This is a genomic window from Serratia sp. (in: enterobacteria) (assembly GCF_052400455.1).
GTDB classification, from domain to species: domain Bacteria; phylum Pseudomonadota; class Gammaproteobacteria; order Enterobacterales; family Enterobacteriaceae; genus Serratia; species Serratia ureilytica.
This window is the reverse complement of record NZ_CP185812.1, coordinates 1,850,131-1,870,186: the sequence shown is the minus strand read 5'-3', so window position 1 is coordinate 1,870,186 and position 20,056 is coordinate 1,850,131. Positions and strand designations below refer to the sequence as shown.

The 20,056-nt window shown below is 60.7% G+C and carries 19 protein-coding genes; 11 read left to right on the top strand and 8 right to left on the bottom strand.

What is annotated here, in order from left to right:
* Nucleotides 1-7 precede the first annotated feature (7 nt).
* Entirely contained in the window at nucleotides 8-322 is a 315-nt protein-coding gene (locus ACORQT_RS08895) for a hypothetical protein (RefSeq protein WP_033642635.1), read from the bottom strand.
* 542 nt (nucleotides 323-864) lie between these two features.
* Between ACORQT_RS08895 and ACORQT_RS08890 the strand changes: the two genes are divergently transcribed.
* Complete coding sequence (locus ACORQT_RS08890; protein WP_033642634.1) at nucleotides 865-1,224, top strand: hypothetical protein; 360 nt, start codon at nucleotides 865-867, stop codon at nucleotides 1,222-1,224.
* A 47-nt stretch (nucleotides 1,225-1,271) separates the two neighbouring features.
* Here ACORQT_RS08890 and ACORQT_RS08885 read toward each other — a convergent pair whose 3' ends face one another.
* The 4 genes from ACORQT_RS08885 to ACORQT_RS08870 are packed head-to-tail and all read right to left on the bottom strand — an operon-like array spanning nucleotide 1,272 to nucleotide 4,861.
* Nucleotides 1,272-2,540 (bottom strand): NAD(P)/FAD-dependent oxidoreductase, encoded by a 1,269-nt coding sequence (locus ACORQT_RS08885; protein WP_042784164.1) that lies wholly within the window; start codon nucleotides 2,538-2,540, stop codon nucleotides 1,272-1,274.
* Nucleotides 2,533-2,793, bottom strand: coding sequence for a (2Fe-2S)-binding protein (locus ACORQT_RS08880; RefSeq protein WP_072627912.1), 261 nt, complete (start codon nucleotides 2,791-2,793; stop codon nucleotides 2,533-2,535). Before ACORQT_RS08880 ends, ACORQT_RS08885 begins: the two co-directional genes overlap by 8 nt.
* Nucleotides 2,790-3,914, bottom strand: a complete 1,125-nt coding sequence (locus tag ACORQT_RS08875) for an NAD(P)/FAD-dependent oxidoreductase (RefSeq protein ID WP_072627913.1) — start codon at nucleotides 3,912-3,914, stop codon at nucleotides 2,790-2,792. Before ACORQT_RS08875 ends, ACORQT_RS08880 begins: the two co-directional genes overlap by 4 nt.
* Nucleotides 3,914-4,861 carry a 4-hydroxyproline epimerase gene (locus ACORQT_RS08870; protein ID WP_072627914.1) on the bottom strand — a complete coding sequence of 316 codons (948 nt, stop codon included), beginning with the start codon at nucleotides 4,859-4,861 and terminating at the stop codon, nucleotides 3,914-3,916. Before ACORQT_RS08870 ends, ACORQT_RS08875 begins: the two co-directional genes overlap by 1 nt.
* 387 nt (nucleotides 4,862-5,248) lie before the next feature.
* Between ACORQT_RS08870 and ACORQT_RS08865 the strand changes: the two genes are divergently transcribed.
* The 5 genes from ACORQT_RS08865 (at nucleotide 5,249) to ACORQT_RS08845 (ending at nucleotide 11,544) form a co-directional block, all read left to right on the top strand.
* Complete coding sequence (locus ACORQT_RS08865; protein ID WP_033642629.1) at nucleotides 5,249-6,103, top strand: AraC family transcriptional regulator; 855 nt, start codon at nucleotides 5,249-5,251, stop codon at nucleotides 6,101-6,103.
* 207 nt (nucleotides 6,104-6,310) lie between these two features.
* The gene (locus ACORQT_RS08860; RefSeq protein WP_072627915.1) at nucleotides 6,311-7,231 is read left to right on the top strand and encodes a dihydrodipicolinate synthase family protein; all 921 of its coding nucleotides are present in this window, start codon (nucleotides 6,311-6,313) and stop codon (nucleotides 7,229-7,231) included.
* 54 nt (nucleotides 7,232-7,285) lie between these two features.
* Nucleotides 7,286-8,902 (top strand): aldehyde dehydrogenase (NADP(+)), encoded by a 1,617-nt coding sequence (locus tag ACORQT_RS08855; protein ID WP_164057165.1) that lies wholly within the window; start codon nucleotides 7,286-7,288, stop codon nucleotides 8,900-8,902.
* 44 nt (nucleotides 8,903-8,946) lie between these two features.
* Nucleotides 8,947-10,512: an APC family permease gene (locus ACORQT_RS08850; RefSeq protein WP_444859361.1), complete on the top strand. Its 1,566-nt coding sequence runs from the start codon at nucleotides 8,947-8,949 to the stop codon at nucleotides 10,510-10,512.
* 18 nt (nucleotides 10,513-10,530) lie between these two features.
* Nucleotides 10,531-11,544 (top strand): Ldh family oxidoreductase, encoded by a 1,014-nt coding sequence (locus tag ACORQT_RS08845; RefSeq protein ID WP_164057167.1) that lies wholly within the window; start codon nucleotides 10,531-10,533, stop codon nucleotides 11,542-11,544.
* 46 nt (nucleotides 11,545-11,590) lie between these two features.
* On the opposite strand, the gene ACORQT_RS08840 is transcribed toward ACORQT_RS08845, so the two are convergent.
* From ACORQT_RS08840 to ACORQT_RS08830, 3 genes are all read right to left on the bottom strand, one after another.
* Nucleotides 11,591-12,271 carry a hypothetical protein gene (locus tag ACORQT_RS08840; RefSeq protein ID WP_033642624.1) on the bottom strand — a complete coding sequence of 227 codons (681 nt, stop codon included), beginning with the start codon at nucleotides 12,269-12,271 and terminating at the stop codon, nucleotides 11,591-11,593.
* 177 nt (nucleotides 12,272-12,448) lie between these two features.
* Nucleotides 12,449-12,877 carry a universal stress protein gene (locus ACORQT_RS08835; protein WP_033642623.1) on the bottom strand — a complete coding sequence of 143 codons (429 nt, stop codon included), beginning with the start codon at nucleotides 12,875-12,877 and terminating at the stop codon, nucleotides 12,449-12,451.
* Nucleotides 12,878-13,056: 179 nt separating this feature from the next.
* Nucleotides 13,057-13,773 carry an autoinducer binding domain-containing protein gene (locus ACORQT_RS08830; protein ID WP_047024917.1) on the bottom strand — a complete coding sequence of 239 codons (717 nt, stop codon included), beginning with the start codon at nucleotides 13,771-13,773 and terminating at the stop codon, nucleotides 13,057-13,059.
* 347 nt (nucleotides 13,774-14,120) lie between these two features.
* Between ACORQT_RS08830 and ACORQT_RS08825 the strand changes: the two genes are divergently transcribed.
* The 5 genes from ACORQT_RS08825 to ACORQT_RS08805 are packed head-to-tail and all read left to right on the top strand — an operon-like array spanning nucleotide 14,121 to nucleotide 19,979.
* Nucleotides 14,121-15,650: a 3-hydroxyacyl-CoA dehydrogenase NAD-binding domain-containing protein gene (locus ACORQT_RS08825; RefSeq protein WP_101453301.1), complete on the top strand. Its 1,530-nt coding sequence runs from the start codon at nucleotides 14,121-14,123 to the stop codon at nucleotides 15,648-15,650.
* Between the two features lie 9 nt (nucleotides 15,651-15,659).
* Complete coding sequence (locus ACORQT_RS08820) at nucleotides 15,660-16,871, top strand: acetyl-CoA C-acyltransferase (protein WP_164057168.1); 1,212 nt, start codon at nucleotides 15,660-15,662, stop codon at nucleotides 16,869-16,871.
* A gap of 15 nt (nucleotides 16,872-16,886) precedes the next feature.
* Nucleotides 16,887-18,098 (top strand): 5-aminolevulinate synthase, encoded by a 1,212-nt coding sequence (hemA, locus tag ACORQT_RS08815; RefSeq protein WP_042784152.1) that lies wholly within the window; start codon nucleotides 16,887-16,889, stop codon nucleotides 18,096-18,098.
* A complete protein-coding gene (locus ACORQT_RS08810) occupies nucleotides 18,095-19,267 on the top strand; it encodes an MFS transporter (protein WP_164057169.1) in 1,173 nt (390 codons plus the stop codon). Before hemA ends, ACORQT_RS08810 begins: the two co-directional genes overlap by 4 nt.
* Nucleotides 19,260-19,979, top strand: a complete 720-nt coding sequence (locus tag ACORQT_RS08805; protein WP_033650705.1) for an enoyl-CoA hydratase-related protein — start codon at nucleotides 19,260-19,262, stop codon at nucleotides 19,977-19,979. Before ACORQT_RS08810 ends, ACORQT_RS08805 begins: the two co-directional genes overlap by 8 nt.
* Nucleotides 19,980-20,056 lie beyond the last annotated feature (77 nt).

Sequence of the window (20,056 nt, the reverse complement as noted above, 5' to 3'; positions counted from 1 at the left end):
TAAAAATTTAAAACTTTACCATGCCGCGTTGGATATCTGCCGCAAACGCGTCACTGACGTAGCTGAAGCCATCCGGCGTGACGTAAACCCGGGTATGACCGGTCTCTGACAGCACTGCCACCATATATCCCAGACTGAGCATTTCATGCGAAGGAACATTCATCGGCGTTAGAAATCCGCGTCCGCGGCACCACTGATAAAAGCGAGTTCGCCCATATCCCAACACGGTGCCAACATCGGAAAGGTGCTTAAAATTATCATAATCCCCTGATGGTGAAGGCAAACCGCCATGGCTTTCAGGCGTTTTCTTTATCCCAGACAAAATAAACTCCTTTTTTGAACCTGTCGCTAACGGTTATCCCTCATCTGAGCTGAATTTAAAAAATCCAAATTTAAAATGCAAATGAATTCCCTGTAACTAAAAAGTATTTAATGGAAGAATTCCGAAAATAAAGGCACAATAAAAAAACAGAAATAAAAAAATAGAGCATTAATACCGTGCATTAAAACTTGGCCATGGGTAAATATCTTAATTCAAAATTCCATTTAAACAGGATAAGAAAATACTTAGCTTGCATACTGTTCTTCCCTCTCATAACGCTGAGATAATGACCAAGCCATGCAGCAAAAAGAGAAAAGATATAAAATCGCTCTGCCCACACACTCTCATCGTCAGATCTGCCCCTTGTAAGCCTCTCCCCTATCGCCGACGGCGCATTTCAGGGTGCCGTTGCCTCAATCACACCTAAACAATAACCATTATCATTTCCAATTGTGTCGTCAGTTGATTACACTTTTTCGCATCGCTGGTTGGGAAGATTCCTAGTCAGTGATCACCAGGATAGAGGAAGAGTTAGGGACACCATGAAGAATTACCGTTGTTTGATTGTTTTGCCGTTATTGATGATGACTGCCTGTACCCAATGGGAAAGACCCGGCGCAGTTGAGAGCACCCGAAATGCCGAATATGCCGAATGCCGCAGTCGGGGCTACGATCGCTTCCCGCCAGACGTCGTGCGGGACGTAGAGTTCAGCTACGAAAACAAATACATCCCTTGCGAGAAGAATAAGAAAGATTGTCCATCGGGATATCGCTATGACAAAGAGCCGTCGATCAAAACGGTACAGACCGATCGCAATCAGTCAGCCCGAAACGCCACCATCGAGGCTTGTATGTACGGCAAGGGCTGGCGAGAGAAAACCTACTATTGGCCGCAGTGGTGATGCAGCGAAATCGATTTGGACTGAAACGCCACTGCCGCGATGCCCCATCAATTATCGTCGTCGCTGCAATGCCTTCCCAGAGCAACCAGCGTTTCCGTCCGCACCGGCGTTAAAGGGGCGCGTGGCGGCGGCAAAGGCCACCCCAACAGGTGCCGCGCCGCCGTCGCGCAAACCTTGCCCTGACAGGCTCCCATACCACAGCGGCTGCTCAGCTTGGCCGTGTTCCAGTCAGGTTGATGGCATACCTGTTCCAGCGTGACGTCTTCGCAGCGGCACAGCAGCGTCTGCGGTTTGGCCAGATAACTCATGCGTTCATCAAGCGCAAAAGCGGCCGCTGTCGACGTGGCGAAACGCCGCCATCGCCGCCGCTGCGCCGTCAGGGATTCGGCTTTTGCCTTTTGCCCGGTGGCGGCATAACCGGCGATGGCGCCGGTGGTGAGCGCCAGTTCACTGCCGCCGATACCGGTACACTCCCCGGCGGCATAAATTTGCGCCTGGCTGGTTTGCTGCCAATAATCCACCGCGACGGCGTCGTGTGCGATCCGGCATCCCAGCAGCATCGCCAGTTCAATATTCGCCACCAAACCGAAGCCGCAGGCCAGCCTGTCGCAGGCCACCGTACTTTCCCGCCCGCCGTTGCCGACGCGCACTGACGTCAAACGCTCTTGCCCCAATGCCGCCAATACTCGGCTATCGGCACGGTAATGAGGCTGAATCAGAGAAAACGACTGACGCAGCTTGGACGGCCAACGCCACAGGCCGCCGGCGAATGCCGCCAATCGCCGCAGCGCCGCCTGTTCCGCGACCAGCACGACCTCGCCACCGGCCTGTTTCACACTTTTCGCCACCGCCAACAGCAACGGACCGCTGCCGGCTATCACCACCCGCTCGCCGCGGATCGCCAGCCCCTGCTTGATTTGCGCCTGTAGACCACCGGCGCCGCTCACTCCCGGCAACGTCCAGCCAGGAAACGGCAGCAGCAGTTCACGGGCGCCATTGCATAGAATCAGCTTTTGATAGCGAATCACGCCGCAGCCTTCAGCGTCTTCATACGCCAATCGGTTAGCGCCACACTGCGCCACCAGCTTGCAGCCGGAGTGCAGCACAATATTTTCCCGCGCCGCCATCGCCTGCCGATATCGTCTCGCCGCTTCAGGCAAAGCCACCTGCGGCCCATCACGCCAGATTTGCCCACCGGGGTGCGGATTATCATCGATCACCCGTATCTGCCCCCCGTTTTCCGCCGCCGCCAGCGCTGCCGCCATGCCGGCCGGCCCGGCGCCGACGATCAGCACCTCGCAATCGAAGTCACTCATCATCGCTCCTCTCAATCCGCATGCCGGATTGGCACAACGTCTGGCACGCCAGGCGGCGCAGACCGTTAATGGTTACCCGGCACTCCTGACAAACGCCCATGCCGCAAAATGGTGCGCGCGGCTGGCGTGAAATCGACAATCGGCAATGATCCCCGCCGCACAAACTGAGCGCCGCGGCAACGCTGATGCCAACCGGCACCCGGTAAGGTTTACCGTCGATGCTCAACGCGAGCGTGTTTTGCTTCTCTTTCATACGGACAGCTCCTCGGCGGCAAACGCCCGCGACGCCAAATACGGGGAATCGTCAATCTCCGGCGCCTGCCGGCCGATCTGCGCGGCAAGCAGCGCGGCGCTGCCGAGGGCGGTCGTGACGCCCAGTCCCTCATGCCCCAACGCCAACCACAACCAGGTATGCCGCGGATGCGCGCCCAACAGCGGCAATCCATCGGCAGAGGCGGCGCGCAGCCCGGTCCAACAGCGAATGATGTTCAGCTGCGCCAGTGCGGGCAAGAAATGCTGCGCGCGCATGAGCATCGCCGCCAGCAGCGGCATATCCAATGACGAATCGACGGAATCGAACTGGCGGGAAGAACCGATCAGCCATTGCCCGGTGGGCCGCGCCTGCACATTGAACGCCACGGAGGCGCCGTCGCTGGCATGCGCGCTGGCGCCATACCCCAGCTCCACCAACTGATGCCGCACCCGCGGCGGATAACGATCGGTGATCGCCAGGTGGCCCTTCTTGGCACGCAGCAACGGCTGCGACAACAAATCATTGGCCCGCAGGCCGCAGGCCAAGACGACCACCGGCGCCGCCAGCTCTCTGCCGTCCGCCAACCGCACCGCCGCCTCGTCCAGCGCGATCGCTTCACCCTGCACCACATCGATCGCCGCGCCAGCGTCGGCCAACAGCCAACGCGCCGCGTGCGGCGCATACAAAATGCCGTCGCCCGGCACCCGCAGCCCACCGGCAAGCCCCTGCCGCAGCATCGGCTCCATGGCGGCAACCTGCTCCGCCGTCAGCAGTTCCGCCGCCACGCCCTGCTCCGCCAGCCGCGTCCGCTTCTGTTCGGCGATGGCCATTTCATTCGCTTGCTCCGCTAACCACAGCGTTCCGCAGCCGCGCCAGGCGCAGGCTTGCGGCATCCGGCCCGTCACTTCACGCCATAACCGCAGCGAATAAGCGCTCAACGCCAGCTCGGCCGGGTTGTCGTCCATGCATACCAAGTGCCCCATGCCGGCGGCGGTGGCGCCGGCGCGACAGTCGTCCACCACCGAGACGCGGTACCCCTCCCGCGCCAACCGCCAGGCGCAGGCGGCGCCGATGATGCCGGCACCCACCACGATGGCATCAACTCCCCGTCCGCCGCCCATCAGCGTATGCCCCAGACAAAAGGATCGCGTTCGTCGAGCAGCAGTTGGCTATCGGCGCATACATAAGCCTGCCCACGAATAAAGGGGGTGATGCGCTCGCCGTTCCAGCGGTAATAAGCCAGGAATTCGCTGCCGATGACGCTGGCCTGGCGCCAGTGCATATCGGGCGCCAGTTTGCCGTCCGCCGCCAGACACGCCAGCTTGGCGCTGGTGCCGGTGCCGCACGGCGATCGATCGTAGGCTTTGCCGGGGCACAGCACGAAGCTGCGGCTGTCGGCCTGCGGATCGTCACCGAACAGCTCGATATGGTCGATCGCCTCGCCGTCTTCGCCACGAATGCCCGCCTGTTCAAGCGCCTGCCGGACCGCCCAGGTGAACGCGGTCAGCGCCTCCAGATTATGTTTATCGATGGTCAACGGCGACTCGCCGATGAGGAAAAACCAGTTTCCCCCCCAGGCAATGTCCCCCGTCACCGGGCCGTAACCGGCCACCTCAACTCGCACCTGGTGGCGATAACGATAAGCCGCCACGTTCTCTACGGTAACGCTGCCGTCATCATGCAGCGTGGCGTTCACCGGGCCGACCGGGGTCTCGATCAGATGACGCCCGGCGCGGATGCGCCCGAGATGCGCCAACGAAGCAATCAGCCCGATAGTGCCGTGGCCGCACATGCCCAGATAACCGGTGTTGTTGAAAAAGATCACCCCGGCGGTAGCCTGCGGCGAACAAGGCCGACACAGCAACGCCCCCACCAACACGTCATTGCCGCGGGGTTCGAGCATCACCGCGCAGCGCCAATCGTCATAATGTTGCGCGAAATGCGCCCGCCGTTCCGCCATGCAGCCTTCGCCAAGGTCGGGGAAGCCTTCGACGATCAGCCGGGTCGGCTCCCCGCCGGTATGAGAATCGATCGCCCGCAAAGCGGTGATATGCGCAGAAAGTGCCATCGGCGTCTCCAGGGTTAATGAGATGTTACCAATGGCGTTAGCCTGAACGAATGCGCGCATGACGGCTTGATGCGTTTCGGCGTGGCGAATGAAGAAATCAGCACAATGACGACAGGCTAGCCTGGCCCATCACGGGCATACGTTTAACGCAACCATAACAATAACTTATTTATCATGACGTTACTTTCATGCTAAACCACCGCGTAGCGAGAAATGCCGCAGTTTTCAAGCAACCGCCGCGCGCCGTCCGGCAAAAGTATGCGGCGATCCGCATATTTGGTAGCCAGCCGGAAATAGCGCTTGATTCGTTACAAAAAAGTTAATATTGATGCGAAAGCGCCAACCTGGCCGCCTGTTTTTCCGGCTAACGACCGAAAAGGGACTGCTATGCGATCCATTTCAGACCATCAACATCAGATTTCTCCCTCACCGCCTGCCCTGGTGGAGCTGCCGGATCAGGAGGACGTTTTCGCCGTCGAACATTTGTCGCGCCTGTGCGACGGGCTGGCGCAGCAGCGTCCGAACAACCTGCGCGATCTGCTCAATACGCTGGCGCTGATCGCGCCGTTGCTGAACGCGATTCCCAATGTGGTGTTCTTTATCAAAGACGCCCAGGCGCGCTACCTGTTGGCCAACCTGACGCTGGCCAGGCGCTGCGGCTTCAAGACCGTCGCGCCGCTGCTGGGCAAGACGTCCGCCGACGTTTTCCCCGCGCAGCTCGGATCCGGCTACACCGAGCAAGATCTGCGGGTATTGCGCCACGGCGTGCTGATCCAGGATCAGCTGGAAATGCACCTGTACAACGGCCGTGAAACCGGCTGGTGCCTGACGCAAAAGCTGGCGCTGTACGATGCGCAGGGAAAAATCATCGGAATGGCGGGCATTTCACACGATCTGCAAGAGGCCAAAGCCAATCATCCGGCTTACCAACGGCTGGCCGCGATCGACGTATACATCCGCCGCCACTACGCCCGGCCGATCGCGCTCGAGGAGCTGACGGCGTTGACCGGGTTATCGGTGGCGCAGATAGAACGCTACTGCAAACGTATCTTCCACCTCACTCCGCGCCAGATGATCCACAAAGTGCGGCTGGAAAAGGCCACGGAACTGCTGGCGGGCGAGCTGCCGATCACCGACATCGCGCTGCAGTGCGGCTATACCGATCACAGCGCCTTCAGCCGTCAGTTCAAAGCGATGACCGGTTCCACGCCGCGCGATTTCCGCCTGACGCTTTCCGCTTAATTCGCTGATTTACCGCATTAAAATCATTCTTTATGGCGCACCGGCGCCCGATTTCTGCATGCCCGCTTTCCGGCGCCATTGTGCCAATTTCGTCGCAGCAATCGGCGAAAAGCGTCAAGCCTCCCTGTGCAATACCGGTCAATCTGTCGGTGAGCCTCACCAAAGATTCACTTTTTATTAACACTTTCGGACGACAGGACAAACACGATGAGCCATAAAACCCTAAGCTGGAGCGGCGTATTCCCGGCGGTGACGACCCAGTTTCGCAACGATTTTTCTCTGGACCTCGACGCCACGCATACGGTGATCAAAAACCTGGTGCGCGACGGCGTCTCCGGCCTGGTCGTCTGCGGCACCGTCGGTGAAAACACCTCGATGACGGTACAGGAAAAGCTGGCGGTGATCGAAGTGGCAAGGGACGCCGCCGACGGCCAAGTGCCGGTGATCGCCGGCATCGCCGAATTCACCACCGCCTTCGCGCAAAACATGGCGCGTGAAGCGCAAAAGGCCGGCGTCGACGGCATTATGGTGATGCCGGCGCTGGTCTACTCCGCCAAGCCGCACGAAACCGCCGCGCACTTTCGCAGCGTCGCCGGCGCTACCGATCTGCCGATCATGGTCTACAACAACCCTCCCATTTACAAAAATGACGTCACGCCCGACATCCTGACCTCACTGGTCGACTGCGAGAACATCGTGTGTTTCAAAGACTCGTCGGGCGACACCCGCCGCTTTATCGATCTGCGCAACGAAGTCGGCGATCGCTTCGTACTGTTCGCCGGATTGGATGATGTGGTGCTGGAGAGCATCGCCGTCGGCGCGCAAGGCTGGATCTCTGGCATGTCCAACGCTTTCCCGCGCGAAGGGGAAACCCTGTTCCGTCTGGCGAAGGAAAAACGCTATGAGGAAGCGCTGGCGCTGTACAGCTGGTTCATGCCGCTGCTGCATCTCGATGCCCGCCCCGATCTGGTGCAATGCATCAAGCTGTGCGAACAGCGGGTCGGCCGCGGCAGCGCCATCACTCGCCCGCCGCGTCTGGCGCTGCAGGGGGAAACGCTCTCCGAAATCAACGCCGTGATCGATAAAGCGCTGGCCACTCGTCCCGCGCTGCCGGACGTCGGCCTATAACGCCTTCGCCGCCCGGCCACGCCGGGCGGCGCACTTTCTCTACCAGGGGGACCCATGCCCAACGCTCGCGATGCCGCCATCAGCGGCCAACAATTTATCGGCGGCCAGCGCCGTGCTACGGGAGAAGCGGCGCTGCTCAGCCTGCGCGCCGACGACGGTCAGCCGACCGGCTACCGCTTCCACCAGGCTACGGCGGCAGAAACCGCCGCCGCCGCCGAAGCCGCCGCGGCGGCCTTTGATCCCTATTCGCAATGCAGCGCCGAACAACGCGCGAGTTTTCTCGACGCCATCGCCGAGGAGCTGGACGCGTTGGATGAGACCTTCTTCGCCTTCGCCATGCAGGAAACCGCCCTGCCGCCGGCGCGGTTAAGCGGCGAACGCGCCAGAACCAGCGGCCAGATGCGGCTGTTCGCCACGCTGCTGCGACGCGGCGACGTCGAGGGCGTGCGCATCGACTGCGCGTTGCCGCTGCGTTCTCCTCTGCCGCGTCCCGATCTGCGTCAATATCGCACGGCGCTCGGTCCGGTGGCGGTGTTCGGCGCCAGCAACTTTCCGCTGGCGTTTTCCACCGCGGGCGGTGATACCGCCGCCGCGCTCGCCGCCGGCTGCCCGGTCGTGTTCAAGGCACACAGCGGCCATATGATCACCGCCGAGCTGACCGCTCAGGCGATCGAGCGCGCAAGGGAACGTATGGGCATGCCCGCCGGCGTCTTCAACATGATCTTCGGCAACCGTGTAGGAGCCGAGCTGGTGCAGCATCCGGCGATTCAGGCCGTGGGGTTTACCGGCTCACTGCAAGGCGGCCGGGCGCTGTTCGATCTGGCCGCGCAGCGTCCCCAGCCGATCCCGGTCTTCGCCGAGATGTCGAGCATTAACCCGGTCGTGATCCTGCCGCAGGCGTTGGCTCGGCGCGGGCAGCACATCGCGCAGGAACTGGTCTCCTCCTTCACGCTCGGCTGTGGCCAGTTTTGCACCAAGCCCGGCGTGATCGTCGCGCTGCGCGGCGTCGCCTTCGAACGGTTGGCCGCGACGATGAGCGCATTGGTCGACGCCGCCCCCCCACAGCCGATGCTGAATGCCGGCACGCTGGAGCACTACCGGCGCGGGCTGGCCGCGCTCGATGCCCATCCGCACATACGGCATCTGGCGGGGGGGCGCGAGATTCTGCCCCACCGGGCAGCGGCGCAGCTTTATCAGGCGGAGGAAACATTGCTGCTGCAGGCCGATCCGCTGCTGCAAACAGAGGTCTTCGGCCCGGCCAGCGTGCTGGTGGCGGTAGATAACGAAGCGCAGCTGCATGCGGCGCTGGCGGCGTTGCAAGGCCAGCTGACCGTCACGCTGCTGGCGGAAGACGGCGATCTCGATATGGCCGCCGGGCTGACGGCATTGCTGACGCGCAAAGCCGGCCGGGTGCTGTTCAACGGGTATCCAACCGGGGTAGAGGTGTGCGACGCCATGGTACACGGGGGCCCTTATCCGGCGACCAGCGACGCACGCGGCACCTCGGTAGGCACGCTGGCCATCGAGCGTTTCCTGCGGCCGGTCTGCCTGCAAAACACCCCGGCGGCGCTGCTGCCGCCGCCGCTGCAGGACGCCAACCCGCTCAACCTGCTGCGGCTGGTGAACGGCGTTTACACCCGAGATCCCATAGTTTCACCTGCCCAACATTAGCCCGGCCGCATCTGCCTGCCACTCAATAACAAAAGGGTAATACCATGACAACCCAAGGCAAATTCAAGAAGCAGCTTACGCTCACCGATCTGACGTTCATCGGTCTGGGCGCCATATTCGGCTCAGGCTGGCTGTTCGCCGCCAGCCATGTCTCCTCCGTCGCCGGCCCCGCCGGCATCTATTCCTGGCTGATCGGCGGCCTGGCGGTGCTGCTGCTGGGCATCGTCTACTGCGAGCTGGGCGCCGCCCTGCCGCGCGCCGGCGGCATCATTCGCTATCCGGTGTTCTCGCACGGCGAATTGATGGGCTATCTGCTGGGGTTTATCACGCTGATCGCCTTCTCCAGCCTGATCGCTATCGAGGTCGTCGCCGCCCGTCAGTACGCCGCCGCCTGGTTCCCGCTCCTCAGCCAGCCGGGTTCCGGCGATCCGACAGCGCTCGGCTGGCTGGTGCAGTTGGCGCTGCTGTGCTTTTTCTTCGCGCTCAACTACTACAGCGTCAAAACCTTCGCCAAATCCAATAATCTCATCAGCGTGCTGAAGTTTCTGGTACCGCTGTTGGTGATCGTGGTGCTGTTCAGCTTTTTCAAACCGGAAAACCTGCACAGCCAGGGCTTTGCCCCCTTCGGCTCCGCCGGGGTTGAAGCCGCCATTTCCGCCGGCGGCATCATCTTCGCCTACCTCGGCCTGACGCCGATCATTTCGGTCGCCAGCGAGGTGCAAAAACCGCAGCGCACCATTCCCATCGCGCTGATCCTGTCGGTAGTGCTGTCCACCATCATCTATGTGCTGCTGCAGATAGCGTTTCTCGGCAGTATCCCCAGCGAGATGCTGAGCGGTGGCTGGGCCGGCATCAGCCAACAGTTTTCCCTGCCTTTCCGCGATATCGCCATCACGCTCGGCATGGGATGGCTGGCGTTTCTGGTGGTCAGCGACGCGATCGTTTCGCCCAGCGGCACCGGCAACATCTACATGAACGCTACGCCTCGCGTGATCTACGGGTGGGCGCGCGCTGGCACCTTCTTCAAACTGTTCACCCGGGTGGATAGTGAATCCGGTATCCCGCGCCCGGCGTTGTGGCTCACCTTCGCCCTCTCGGTCTTCTGGACGCTGCCGTTCCCATCGTGGGAAAAGCTGATCGGCGTGGTGTCCGCCGCGCTGGTGCTGAGTTACGCCATCGCCCCGGTCACCGCCGCCGGGCTGCGGCGCAATGCGCCCGATATGCCGCGTCCGTTCCGGGTGCGCGGTTTCTGCGTGCTCGGCCCGCTGTCATTTATCATTTCGGCGCTAATCGTCTTCTGGTCCGGCTGGGACACCGTCTCCTGGCTGCTCGGCTTGCAGATACTGATGTTCTTCATCTACATCCTGTTCAAGAATCAGGTGCCGACCCACGCCGTTAGCCTCAGGCAGCAAATTTGGTCCTCGCTGTGGCTAATCGTCTTCTATGCGCTGACGATCGCGCTTTCCTACCTCAGCAGTTTCGGCGGCATCGGCGCTATTGCTCATCCGTGGGACACCCTCACCATGGCGGTGATTGCGCTGGCGATTTACTACTGGGGCGCCTATACCTGTTTACCCCAGGCCAATTTTATCGGCGATGAAGAAGAATGACCCAGGGAGGACATCGAAATGACAACCATGCACGTTTTGTCGCTGGAACACGCTTATCAACTGGCGCTACGCGCACTGCGCTGCAACGGCTTCAATCAGGCGCATGCCGAGACAGTGGCGCAAAATGTCATTCAGGGCGAGCGCGACGGCTGTGCTTCGCACGGGTTGTACCGGCTGTTGGGCTGCGTCCGCTCATTACGGGCGGGCAAAGTCTCTGCCGATGCGAAACCCAGGCTCTTCGACCAGGCGCCGGCCATCTTGCGCGCCGATGCCGGCGGCGCCTTTTCCCTGCTCGCCTACCGCACCGCTCTGCCGGCCTTTATCGATAAGGTGCGCGCCAACGGCATCGCCGCCCTGGCGATCAACCAGTGCGTGCATTTCTCCGCGCTGTGGGCCGACATCGAACCGCTGACCGAACAGGGTTTAGTGGCCTTAGCCTGCACGCCCAGCCACGCCTGGGTGACGCCGGCCGGCGGTTCACGCCCGCTATTCGGCACCAACCCCATCGCCTTCGGCTGGCCGCGCCCGGCTCGGCCGCCGTTTTTGTTCGACATGGCCACCAGCGCAGCGGCGCGCGGCGAAATCGAATTGCATCGCCGCGCCGGCACCCCGCTGCCGGAAGGCTGGGGCATTGATAAGGCAGGCAACCCCTCCACCGACGCCGCCAGCGTGTTGGAGGGCGCGATGCTGACTTTCGGCGGCCATAAAGGCTCGGCGCTGGCGGCCATGGTTGAATTGTTGGCTGGGCCGCTGATCGGCGACATGACCAGCAAAGAGTCGCTGGCCTATGACGACGGCACCGGTTCATCGCCCTACGGCGGTGAACTGATCATCGCGTTGGATCCCGAGCGTTTTCTCGGCGCGGATAAGGAGCGGTATTTCGCCAGCGCGGAGGCGATGTTTGCCGACATGCAAGCGCAAGGCGCACGCATTCCCGGCGAGCGGCGCTATCGGCAACGACGCCACAGCGAACAATACGGCGTGGAAATCCCCAGGACGCTGTACGACGAGATAGCGGCGCTGTGCGATTAGCGCCGAATTGATGCCCCCGCGCCGCCAATCCGGCGCGGGGCGAAGTTTAGCCTGCCTGAGCCAAGTCGCTGTGCAGGCGCTTGCGCCATACGGGTTTGCTGTCCCATTGGGCGAAATGTTTCGCCTCTTTACCAGGTTGCACTTTGTGCCACATGCCCTCTTGCCACCGGATCGGTTCCTTTCCGCGCAACGTTGGGCGGGTCTGTTTAATCGTTCGTTGCAAGACGCTCGCTTCTTCCGCAGTAATGTTCGGCGCCTGTCTGGCGGCGTCCAGCGCGCGGCTTCCCAGCGGCGCCATCACCTGATACAACACTTTGACCTGCTGCAGCGTCGCTTGCTGATTCGTGCTCATGCCTTTGCCGGACCAGTCGTCGAAATTTTCACCGGGATCGTCACCCTGCGCGCGATATTCGTTACCCGGCCCCTCGACGATATTCCAGCCTTGCCAGGTCACCAGGGTATGTAACCCATCGCGATCCTGCAGATTTTCATTCTTGATCTGTTTGAGCACCTCGGCGCGGTTAGGCACACCGATCAGATTCATAAACTCGTCGAGCGCGTTCCAATGCTCGCCAGCCACCAGACCATTCCAGACATTGCGTAAACAGTTCCAGGGGATGGTGTGATGCCAGGTCAGCGTGATAAGCGGTTTGGTTGGCGTATGTTGCCAATGGCTCGGTTCACTGCCTCGATCGCCTCTGATGATCCCATCGACTTCTAATGGCATGGCTGCCCCTCTTCTGGCTGAAATAAAGAATATGCGCAAGGCCGCTGGCCCGGTCGGCATAAAAAACGTCAGCTAAAATCGTAGCAGCTCAGGCTGAGATGGCAATAAAGCAGCCTGCGTTCTGCGGCCGACCGGCGACCGCAGAACGCGCATGAAAACGGCGGGCTTAAAGGAGGATTATCGAACCACCATCACCGATATATTGGCATGGCGAACGATGGCGGCGGCGTTGGAGCCCAACAGATAAGTTTTCACGCTCGGGCGACGCGAACCGATGATGATCAGATCGGCGTCGATCTCTTCCGCCAGTTCCAGCGCCTGATCGCGCGCAGAGCCAAAGCTGACGGTGTAATTGAGGCGATCTAACGGCAGATCGATTTCCGACATGATTTTCTTCAGCTTCTCCACCGCCTTCACTTCCGCCTGATTCTCAAACTCCTTGAGACCGAACGAATAGGCAGTAACAAAAGCCGAGGCATCCGGCAGCGCATGGAAAAAATGCACTTTAGCGCCGGACATCTTCGCCAAATATTCCACATGCTTCAGCGCATGCTCGGTCAACAGATCCTCTTCAATATCTATCGGCACTAAAATAGTCTTGTACATATCACATCCTTTCTATGTAAACCGGGTGCCTACAGAGTACTGCCGCGCACGGGCGCGGTGAACCGCTTTATCACGCTTTTGTGATCGGAGGTAAATACTGATAAGGACAATGCTTAATTTAACAAAATATAAACATCGCGCCGCTAACTGATAGGCGATTAATTATTTATTTCTCGCAATTAAATCAGCTGTAAATAAACGGCTTTGGCGGTGGCTGCGGTCTTATTAGCGACCGAAAGTTTTTTAATCGAGTTACCGATATGGAAATTGATCGTACGTTCACTCACACCCATCAGCAGCGCGATCTCTTCCGCGGTTTTGCCTTCGCTGCACCAGCGCAAGATATCTTTCTCGCGCAGCGTCAGCACATCTTTTATCGCTTCGTCGTTCACCGATATCAACGCTTCACGCAGCGTTTTGTGGGCGGTTTGCGCCAGCCAAAGGAAAAAGAGTTCATTCACCGCGCCGGCCTGCGGCGTTTGCTGCGGCAGCGCCTTGCCGGCAAAAGTCAGGATCCCCAGGCGGCCATAGCAATCCTTGACCGATTGCGACCACCCGGTGTGCAGACCAAACTGCGACATGCGCTGCCAAAGCGCCGGCCGCTCGTGATAAAAACTTTCGTCCCACTGGAATTGCAGCGTGGAATGGTGGGCTCGCTCGATGACAGGATCCTGCAAATATGCCCGCTGCCGCCGATAATCCTCGAGATAGCGCGCTGGAAACGTTCCTTCAACCCGCATTTTTGGCCGGCTCGCCGGGTAACAGGAAAAAACGATGTAGGAGAAATAATCAAAACCCAGCGCCTCGACGCAGCGCCCCAGTTGGGTCAGAAAACGTTCGCGATCGGTCAAACTGCCAATCACCTCCGCCATGAGCCGTTGAGTGCGGGTATCCATAACGCAGGTTCTCCAAATAGCGATGTCGATTTATCGATAGGTCAGACTCACTATAGGATATCGCCGCCCGGCGCCAATAGCCGTTTCATATAATAAAAAATACGAACGCTATAACGAAAAAAGCTATTCCCCGGTTTATTTCCCTCAGAATAAGCCTTTTTATTGGGCTGAGCCGCAAAACTACGCGAATAGCATAACCCCGTCTGCAGGTAAACCTGTCATTTCTACCGTTAGACAGCCAAGACACCGCCAATTACTTTCCTCACAGGCACCCGGTGCCGCCGTAAATCCAAAGAGATAATAAGCATTTGCGAATTTCGCATGGCATACAGTGACGGGGATTTTCTATGGCAGAAAGTAATGCGGCAATTCAATCGGCTGCGATTATCGGCGCGGGAACGATGGGCAGAGGCATCGCTTATCTTTTTGCGCAAAAAAGCATTCGTACGGTGCTTTATAATCGCAACGGCAATACCCTCAATCAAGCTCGCGACGCTATCGTGCAAGACCTGAACAAAAAGGTGGAACAGGGCAAGCTCGCGCTGCAGGACAAAGACGCGGTGCTGGCTAATCTGACGTTCTCCGCAGAATTTGGGGTCATCGCCGACAGCGATCTGGTGATCGAAACCATCGCAGAACATGAGCAAGCCAAACTCGAGGTGCTGGCGGCCATCGCCGCGACGGTCAAGCCCGACACGCTGATCGCTACCAATACCTCCTCACTGTCGCTTAATAAGCTGGCGACGGCGGTGACGCACAGCGAACGCTTTATCGGTTTGCACTTTTTCAACCCCGCGCCGCTGATGAAGCTGATTGAAATCATTCCGGCCTATTTTACCGCACAGGTCACCACCGAACGTTGCCGTCAACTGGTGGCGGCGTTAGGGAAACGCGATGTCGTCTGTCAGGCCACGCCGGGATTTATCGTCAACCGTATGGCCCGCCCCTACTATCTGGAAGGGTTCCGCCTGTTGGAAGAACACGTGGCGCGTGCGCCGCAGATCGACCGCGCCCTCAAAGCCGGCGGACACTTTCGCATGGGGCCGCTCGAGCTGACCGATTTTATCGGTCAGGACATCAACTATCAGGTCAGCCGGCAAATTTGGCAGGACATGCAGTACGATCCGCGCTATACCCCGGGCCATCTGCAGCGCTCGCTGGTCGATGCCGGTCTGTTGGGCAAAAAGAACGGCCGCTCCTATTTCTCCGCCGAAGAATCTCCCCCGCCGCTTGCGGCCGCCGTCGATGCGGAGGTCGAGACGCTACGCATTTACGGTGAACATCCTCTCTTTACCCTGCTACAGCAGCGGGCCGCCCTGCAATGGCCGCGGCTGCGCGTGGAACAACGGCCGACATTACCGGGCCTGGGCGCCGCCATTCAGGTCAATGACGCTTTCACCGTCAGCGTTACCGATGGCCGCACGGCAAACCAGCTTGCCGAACAGACCGCGGCGGACGCCTTTGTCGTCGATGTCGCCCTGAACTACGGCGATACGGCGTACCTGGTGGCGGCGCATAGCCGCCACGCCTCTGCGGCCAATAAGGCGCTGTTTTTACGCCTGCTGCACACCGCGATCCCGCAGGTGGAATTTATCAAGGATTCCCCGGCCTTGATCGTCGCCCGCGTGCTCAGCAGCCTGATTAACGAGTCGGTGATCATGGTGGAAAGCGGCGTCTGCAGCCGGGAAGACATTGATGTCGCCGCCGTCGCCGGCGTGAACTACGCCGACGGCATTTTCGGCTGGCTCACTCGTCTCGGCGAGGAAAATGTCAGGACGACGCTGAGCAACCTGGCGCAATTGCTGCACGCGGCGCGCTATGCGCCGCATTACACCCTTCTGCACGCCGCCCAACCGGCGCTGACCACCACGCCTTAAGGATCCATGATGAGCATTAAAGATGACGGTGTTTATCTGATCGACGGCACGCGCACGGCGATCGGCGCCTATGGCGGCAGCCTGGCGCATACCCGCCCCGATGATATGGCGGCGACGATTATTCTCAGCCTGCTTCAGCGCCATCCGGCGGCGCAGCAGGATCTGGATGAAGTGGTGCTGGGCTGCGCCAACCAGTCCGGCGAAGACAACCGCAACGTCGCCCGCATGGCGACGCTGCTTTCCGGGTTGGATCAGTCGGTGCCGGCCATCACCCTCAACCGCCTTTGCGCCTCCGGGTTGGATGCGGTGATCTACGCCGCGGCGAAAATCCGCAGCGGCCTCAGCGAACTGATTCTGGCCGGCGGCGTGGAAAGCATGAGCCGCGCGCCCTATGTGCTGAGCAAGGGCGAAACGCCGTTCGACAAGGGGGTAAAGCTGTACGACACCACGCTGGGATGGCGCTTTGTCAACCCGCGCCTGGCGGAACGCTACGGCAGCGATCCGCTGGGCATCACGGCGGAAAACGTGGCCCAACAGCAGGGTATCTCACGCGAGGAACAGGATCTGTTCGCGTTGGGCTCGCAGCAAAAAGCCCGCCGGGCGATCGACAGTGGTCGATTGGCGCGGGAAATCACGCCCGTGGATGTGCCGGCGGATCGTAAAACCACCCGCATATTCGCACAGGACGAATTCCCCCGGCTCAGCACGCTGCAGCAGTTGCAGGCGCTGAAACCGGCCTTCGCCGCCGGCGGTTCGGTCACCGCCGGCAACGCTTCCGGCATCAATGACGGCGCCGCCGCGCTGCTGCTGGCCTCCGGACGCTACGTGAAACGCCAGGGCTGGCAACCGCTGGCGGAGATCGGCGACAGCGCGGCCGCCGGCGTCGCGCCGGCGCTGATGGGGCTGGGGCCGATCGCTTCCACCGAGCGCTTACTGCAGCGCGGCGGGTTCACCTTGAACGACTTCGACATCATCGAGATTAACGAAGCCTTCGCCGCGCAGGTTCTGGCGGCGCTGAAACACTGGCGCATCGACGCCGGCGACGCGCGCGTCAACCCAAACGGCGGCGCCATCGCGCTCGGCCATCCGCTGGGAATGTCCGGCGCGCGCCTGGTGCTGTCGGCGGCGCTGGAATTACGCGATCGGCAGGCCGGCAACGCATTGGTCACAATGTGCGTCGGCGTCGGTCAGGGCCTGTCATTAAACCTTAAAGCCGTTTAACACAAGGAACATGCTATGAGCGTACTGAACATTCTTGAAGAAAAGTTGGCGGAAACCAAAAAGCAGGGGCGTTTTCGCGAGTTCCTCAACCTTGAACGCGGCGTACAGGACAAACCCTGGGCCACCAGCCACGGGCAACAAGGCGAGCGCCGTCTCAACGTCTGGTGCTCAAACGACTATCTGGCCATGAGCCACCACCCCAAAGTGCTGCTGGCCACCACCGACGCGGTTAACCGAGTCGGGTTAGGCACCTGCGGCGCCCGCAGCATTTCCGGCACCTCGGTCTATCACACTGAACTGGAAACGCTGCTGGCCAGCGCCTACGGCAAAGAGTCGGCGCTGCTGTTCACCACCGGCTTCGGCGCCAACGACGCCACCTTGTCCACCCTGTGCGACGCCATTCCCGATCTGATCGTGTTCTCTGACGAACTGAATCACGCCTCGATGATTTACGGGATTCGCTACAGCAAGGCGGAGAAAAAAATCTTCCGCCATAACGACGTGGCGCACCTCGCCGAGCTGCTGCAGGCCGCCGATCCGGCGCGGCCAAAGCTGATCGCCTTTGAGTCGCTGTATTCCATGGACGGTGACTTTGCTCCTCTGGCGCAGATTGTGGCGCTGGCGGAACAGTATCAGGCGCTGACCTATCTCGACGAAATTCATTCGGCCGGCGTGTATGGCGAACGGGGGCTGGGCTATGCCGAACAGCTGGGCCTGTTGGATAAAATCACCATTATCCAGGGCGGGTTCGGCAAGTCTTACGGTGCGGCGGGCGGCTATATCGCCGCGCCCCGTTCGGTGGTGGAAGCCGTGCGCAGCTGGGCGCCGGCATTCGTCTTCAGCACCTCGTCGCCGGCGCCGGTGGTGGCCGCCGCGTTGGCCAGCTTTAAATACAACCTCGAGCACGACACCCAACGCAAGCACCTGCTGGCGATCGTCGATCACCTGAAGACCGGCCTGCGCGCCGCCGGCATCCCGCTGGTGTCGGCAGACAGCCATATCCTGCCGCTGCGGGTCGGCGATCCCCATCGCAACAAACACATCAGTAAAGTGCTGCTCGATGAGCACGATATTTACGTGCAACCGGTCAATGCCCCGACGGTGCCTGCGGGCAGCGAGCGGCTGCGGGTGACGCCGACCTCGGCGCATTCCCATGCCGACGTGGAGACCTTCCTGGCGGCGTTGAGCCGGGTCTGGGCGGTAAACGATCTGCGGAGGGCGGGATGAAGTTAGCGGATTATAACGGCCATCTGGTCACGCTGTGTCTGATGGCGACCGGCACCTTCGCCATCGGCACCGACGCCTTTATCGTCGCCGGCGTGCTCAGCGACATTTCCGCGACATTTGCCGTCAGCCCCGCGCAAGCGGGGCAGTTGATATCGATATTCGCGCTGGCTTATATGCTGTTCGCCCCCCTCACCGCCTGGCTGCTCGGCAACGTCAACCGCAAGCATATCCTGCAGTTGGCGCTGGTGCTGTTCATCGCCGGCAACCTAGCCTGCGCCTGGGCCACCAGCTACCTGCAGATCTCGTTTGGCAGAGTGCTGGCGGCATTGGGGGCGGCCTGTTACACGCCACAGGCCGCCGCCGCTGCGGTGGGGCTGGTGGCGGAAAAGCGTCGCGGCCTGGCCATTTCCATCGTCTATGGCGGTATGACGTTGGCTATTGCGCTCGGCATTCCGTTTGGTACCTTTCTCGCCAAACTGATCGGCTGGCGCGACATCTTTCTGTTCATCGCCCTGCTGGGAGCGATTGCGCTGCTGGGCCTTTCGCTGGCGCTGCGCGCCATTGCGCCACCGGGCAAGCATTCGCTGAAAGAGCGGCTCGCTCCGCTGCGGCAAAAGGCGGTGCTGACTACGCTGCTGATCACCTTTTTTGCCGTTTGCTCGGAACACATCGTGTATAGCTACGTCAGCGTATTGCTGAAAAACACCCAGTTCGGCCCGCAGGCGATCCTGCCCCTCGCGCTGCTGGTGTTCGGCATTGGCGCGGTGATCGGCAATTTTGCCTCCGGCGCGCTAACCGATGCCTTCGGCAGCAAGTTCGTGCTGCTGTTTTCCGTGGCGATCCAGACGTTGTCCCTGTTCCTGCTGGCCTTTTACGTCACCTCGCCCTGGTGGGTGCTGGCCATCTTTCTGGTCTGGGGCATCACCGGCTGGATGTATCTGGTGCCGATCCAGCATCACCTGTTGTCGCTGTCGAAACGCTTTGGCGCGCTGACCGTGTCGCTCAACAGCTCGGTGCTGTACGCCGGCATCGCGGCGGGCGGCATGCTGGGCGGCCTGACGCTCTACGCGTTGCCGGCCCACTATTTGCCGCTGTTTTCGCTGCCGCTCGGCGCCATCGCCCTGCTGCTGACGCTGATCTTTTTCCGCGGGGAGGCCAGCGATGAGTGAATCACCGCCGGTGCTTTACGAACGTTATGGCGCGCAGGTTGCGGTCATCACCCTCAATCGGCCGGAGAAAAAGAACGCCATCAACCTGCAGATGGCCGAGTTGATCCGCAGTTACCTGCGGCAGGCGGATAATGACGATACGATACGCGCGATCGTCCTGGCCGGTCAGCCGGCGGTATTTTCCGCCGGCATGGATGTCAACGCGTTCCGACAGGGCGAACTGCCCATCGTCACGCCGGAGGGATTCGGGGGGCTGATCCATGCGCAGATCGCCAAGGTGATCATCGCCGCCGTTGACGGCATCGCTTACGGGGGCGGCTTTGAGCTCGCCCTGGCTTGCGATCTGATCGTCGCCGGCCAGAACGCGCGCTTCAGCTTCCCCGAAACCGGGCTCGGATTGGTCGCCGCGCAAGGCGGATGCGCGCGCTTGCCGGCGCGAGTTTCTCCCTATGTCGCCCTCGACTGGCTGCTGACCGGCAGAACCGTCGGTGCGCGGGAGGCCCTGTCACACGGCGCCATTTCCCGCATCAGCGAGGGCTCGGCCCGGGAAGAAGCGCTGCGCATCGCCGAGCAGATCGCCGGGAAGGATCTCGCCGCCAGCCTGGCCGTGAAGGCCATCGTGCGCCAGGGGCTGACGCAGCGCGAGGCGCCATCGTTCGATTTTCAGCAGGCGCCGGTCGAACGCCTGCGTCAGGCGGCCGCTCGTCGTTAACCCCTTTATTGCTTGCCGGCTTGCCTGAGCCGGCATTTCCCGCTGCGCCTCCCCGCCACAGCTCATTTTACGCAGCC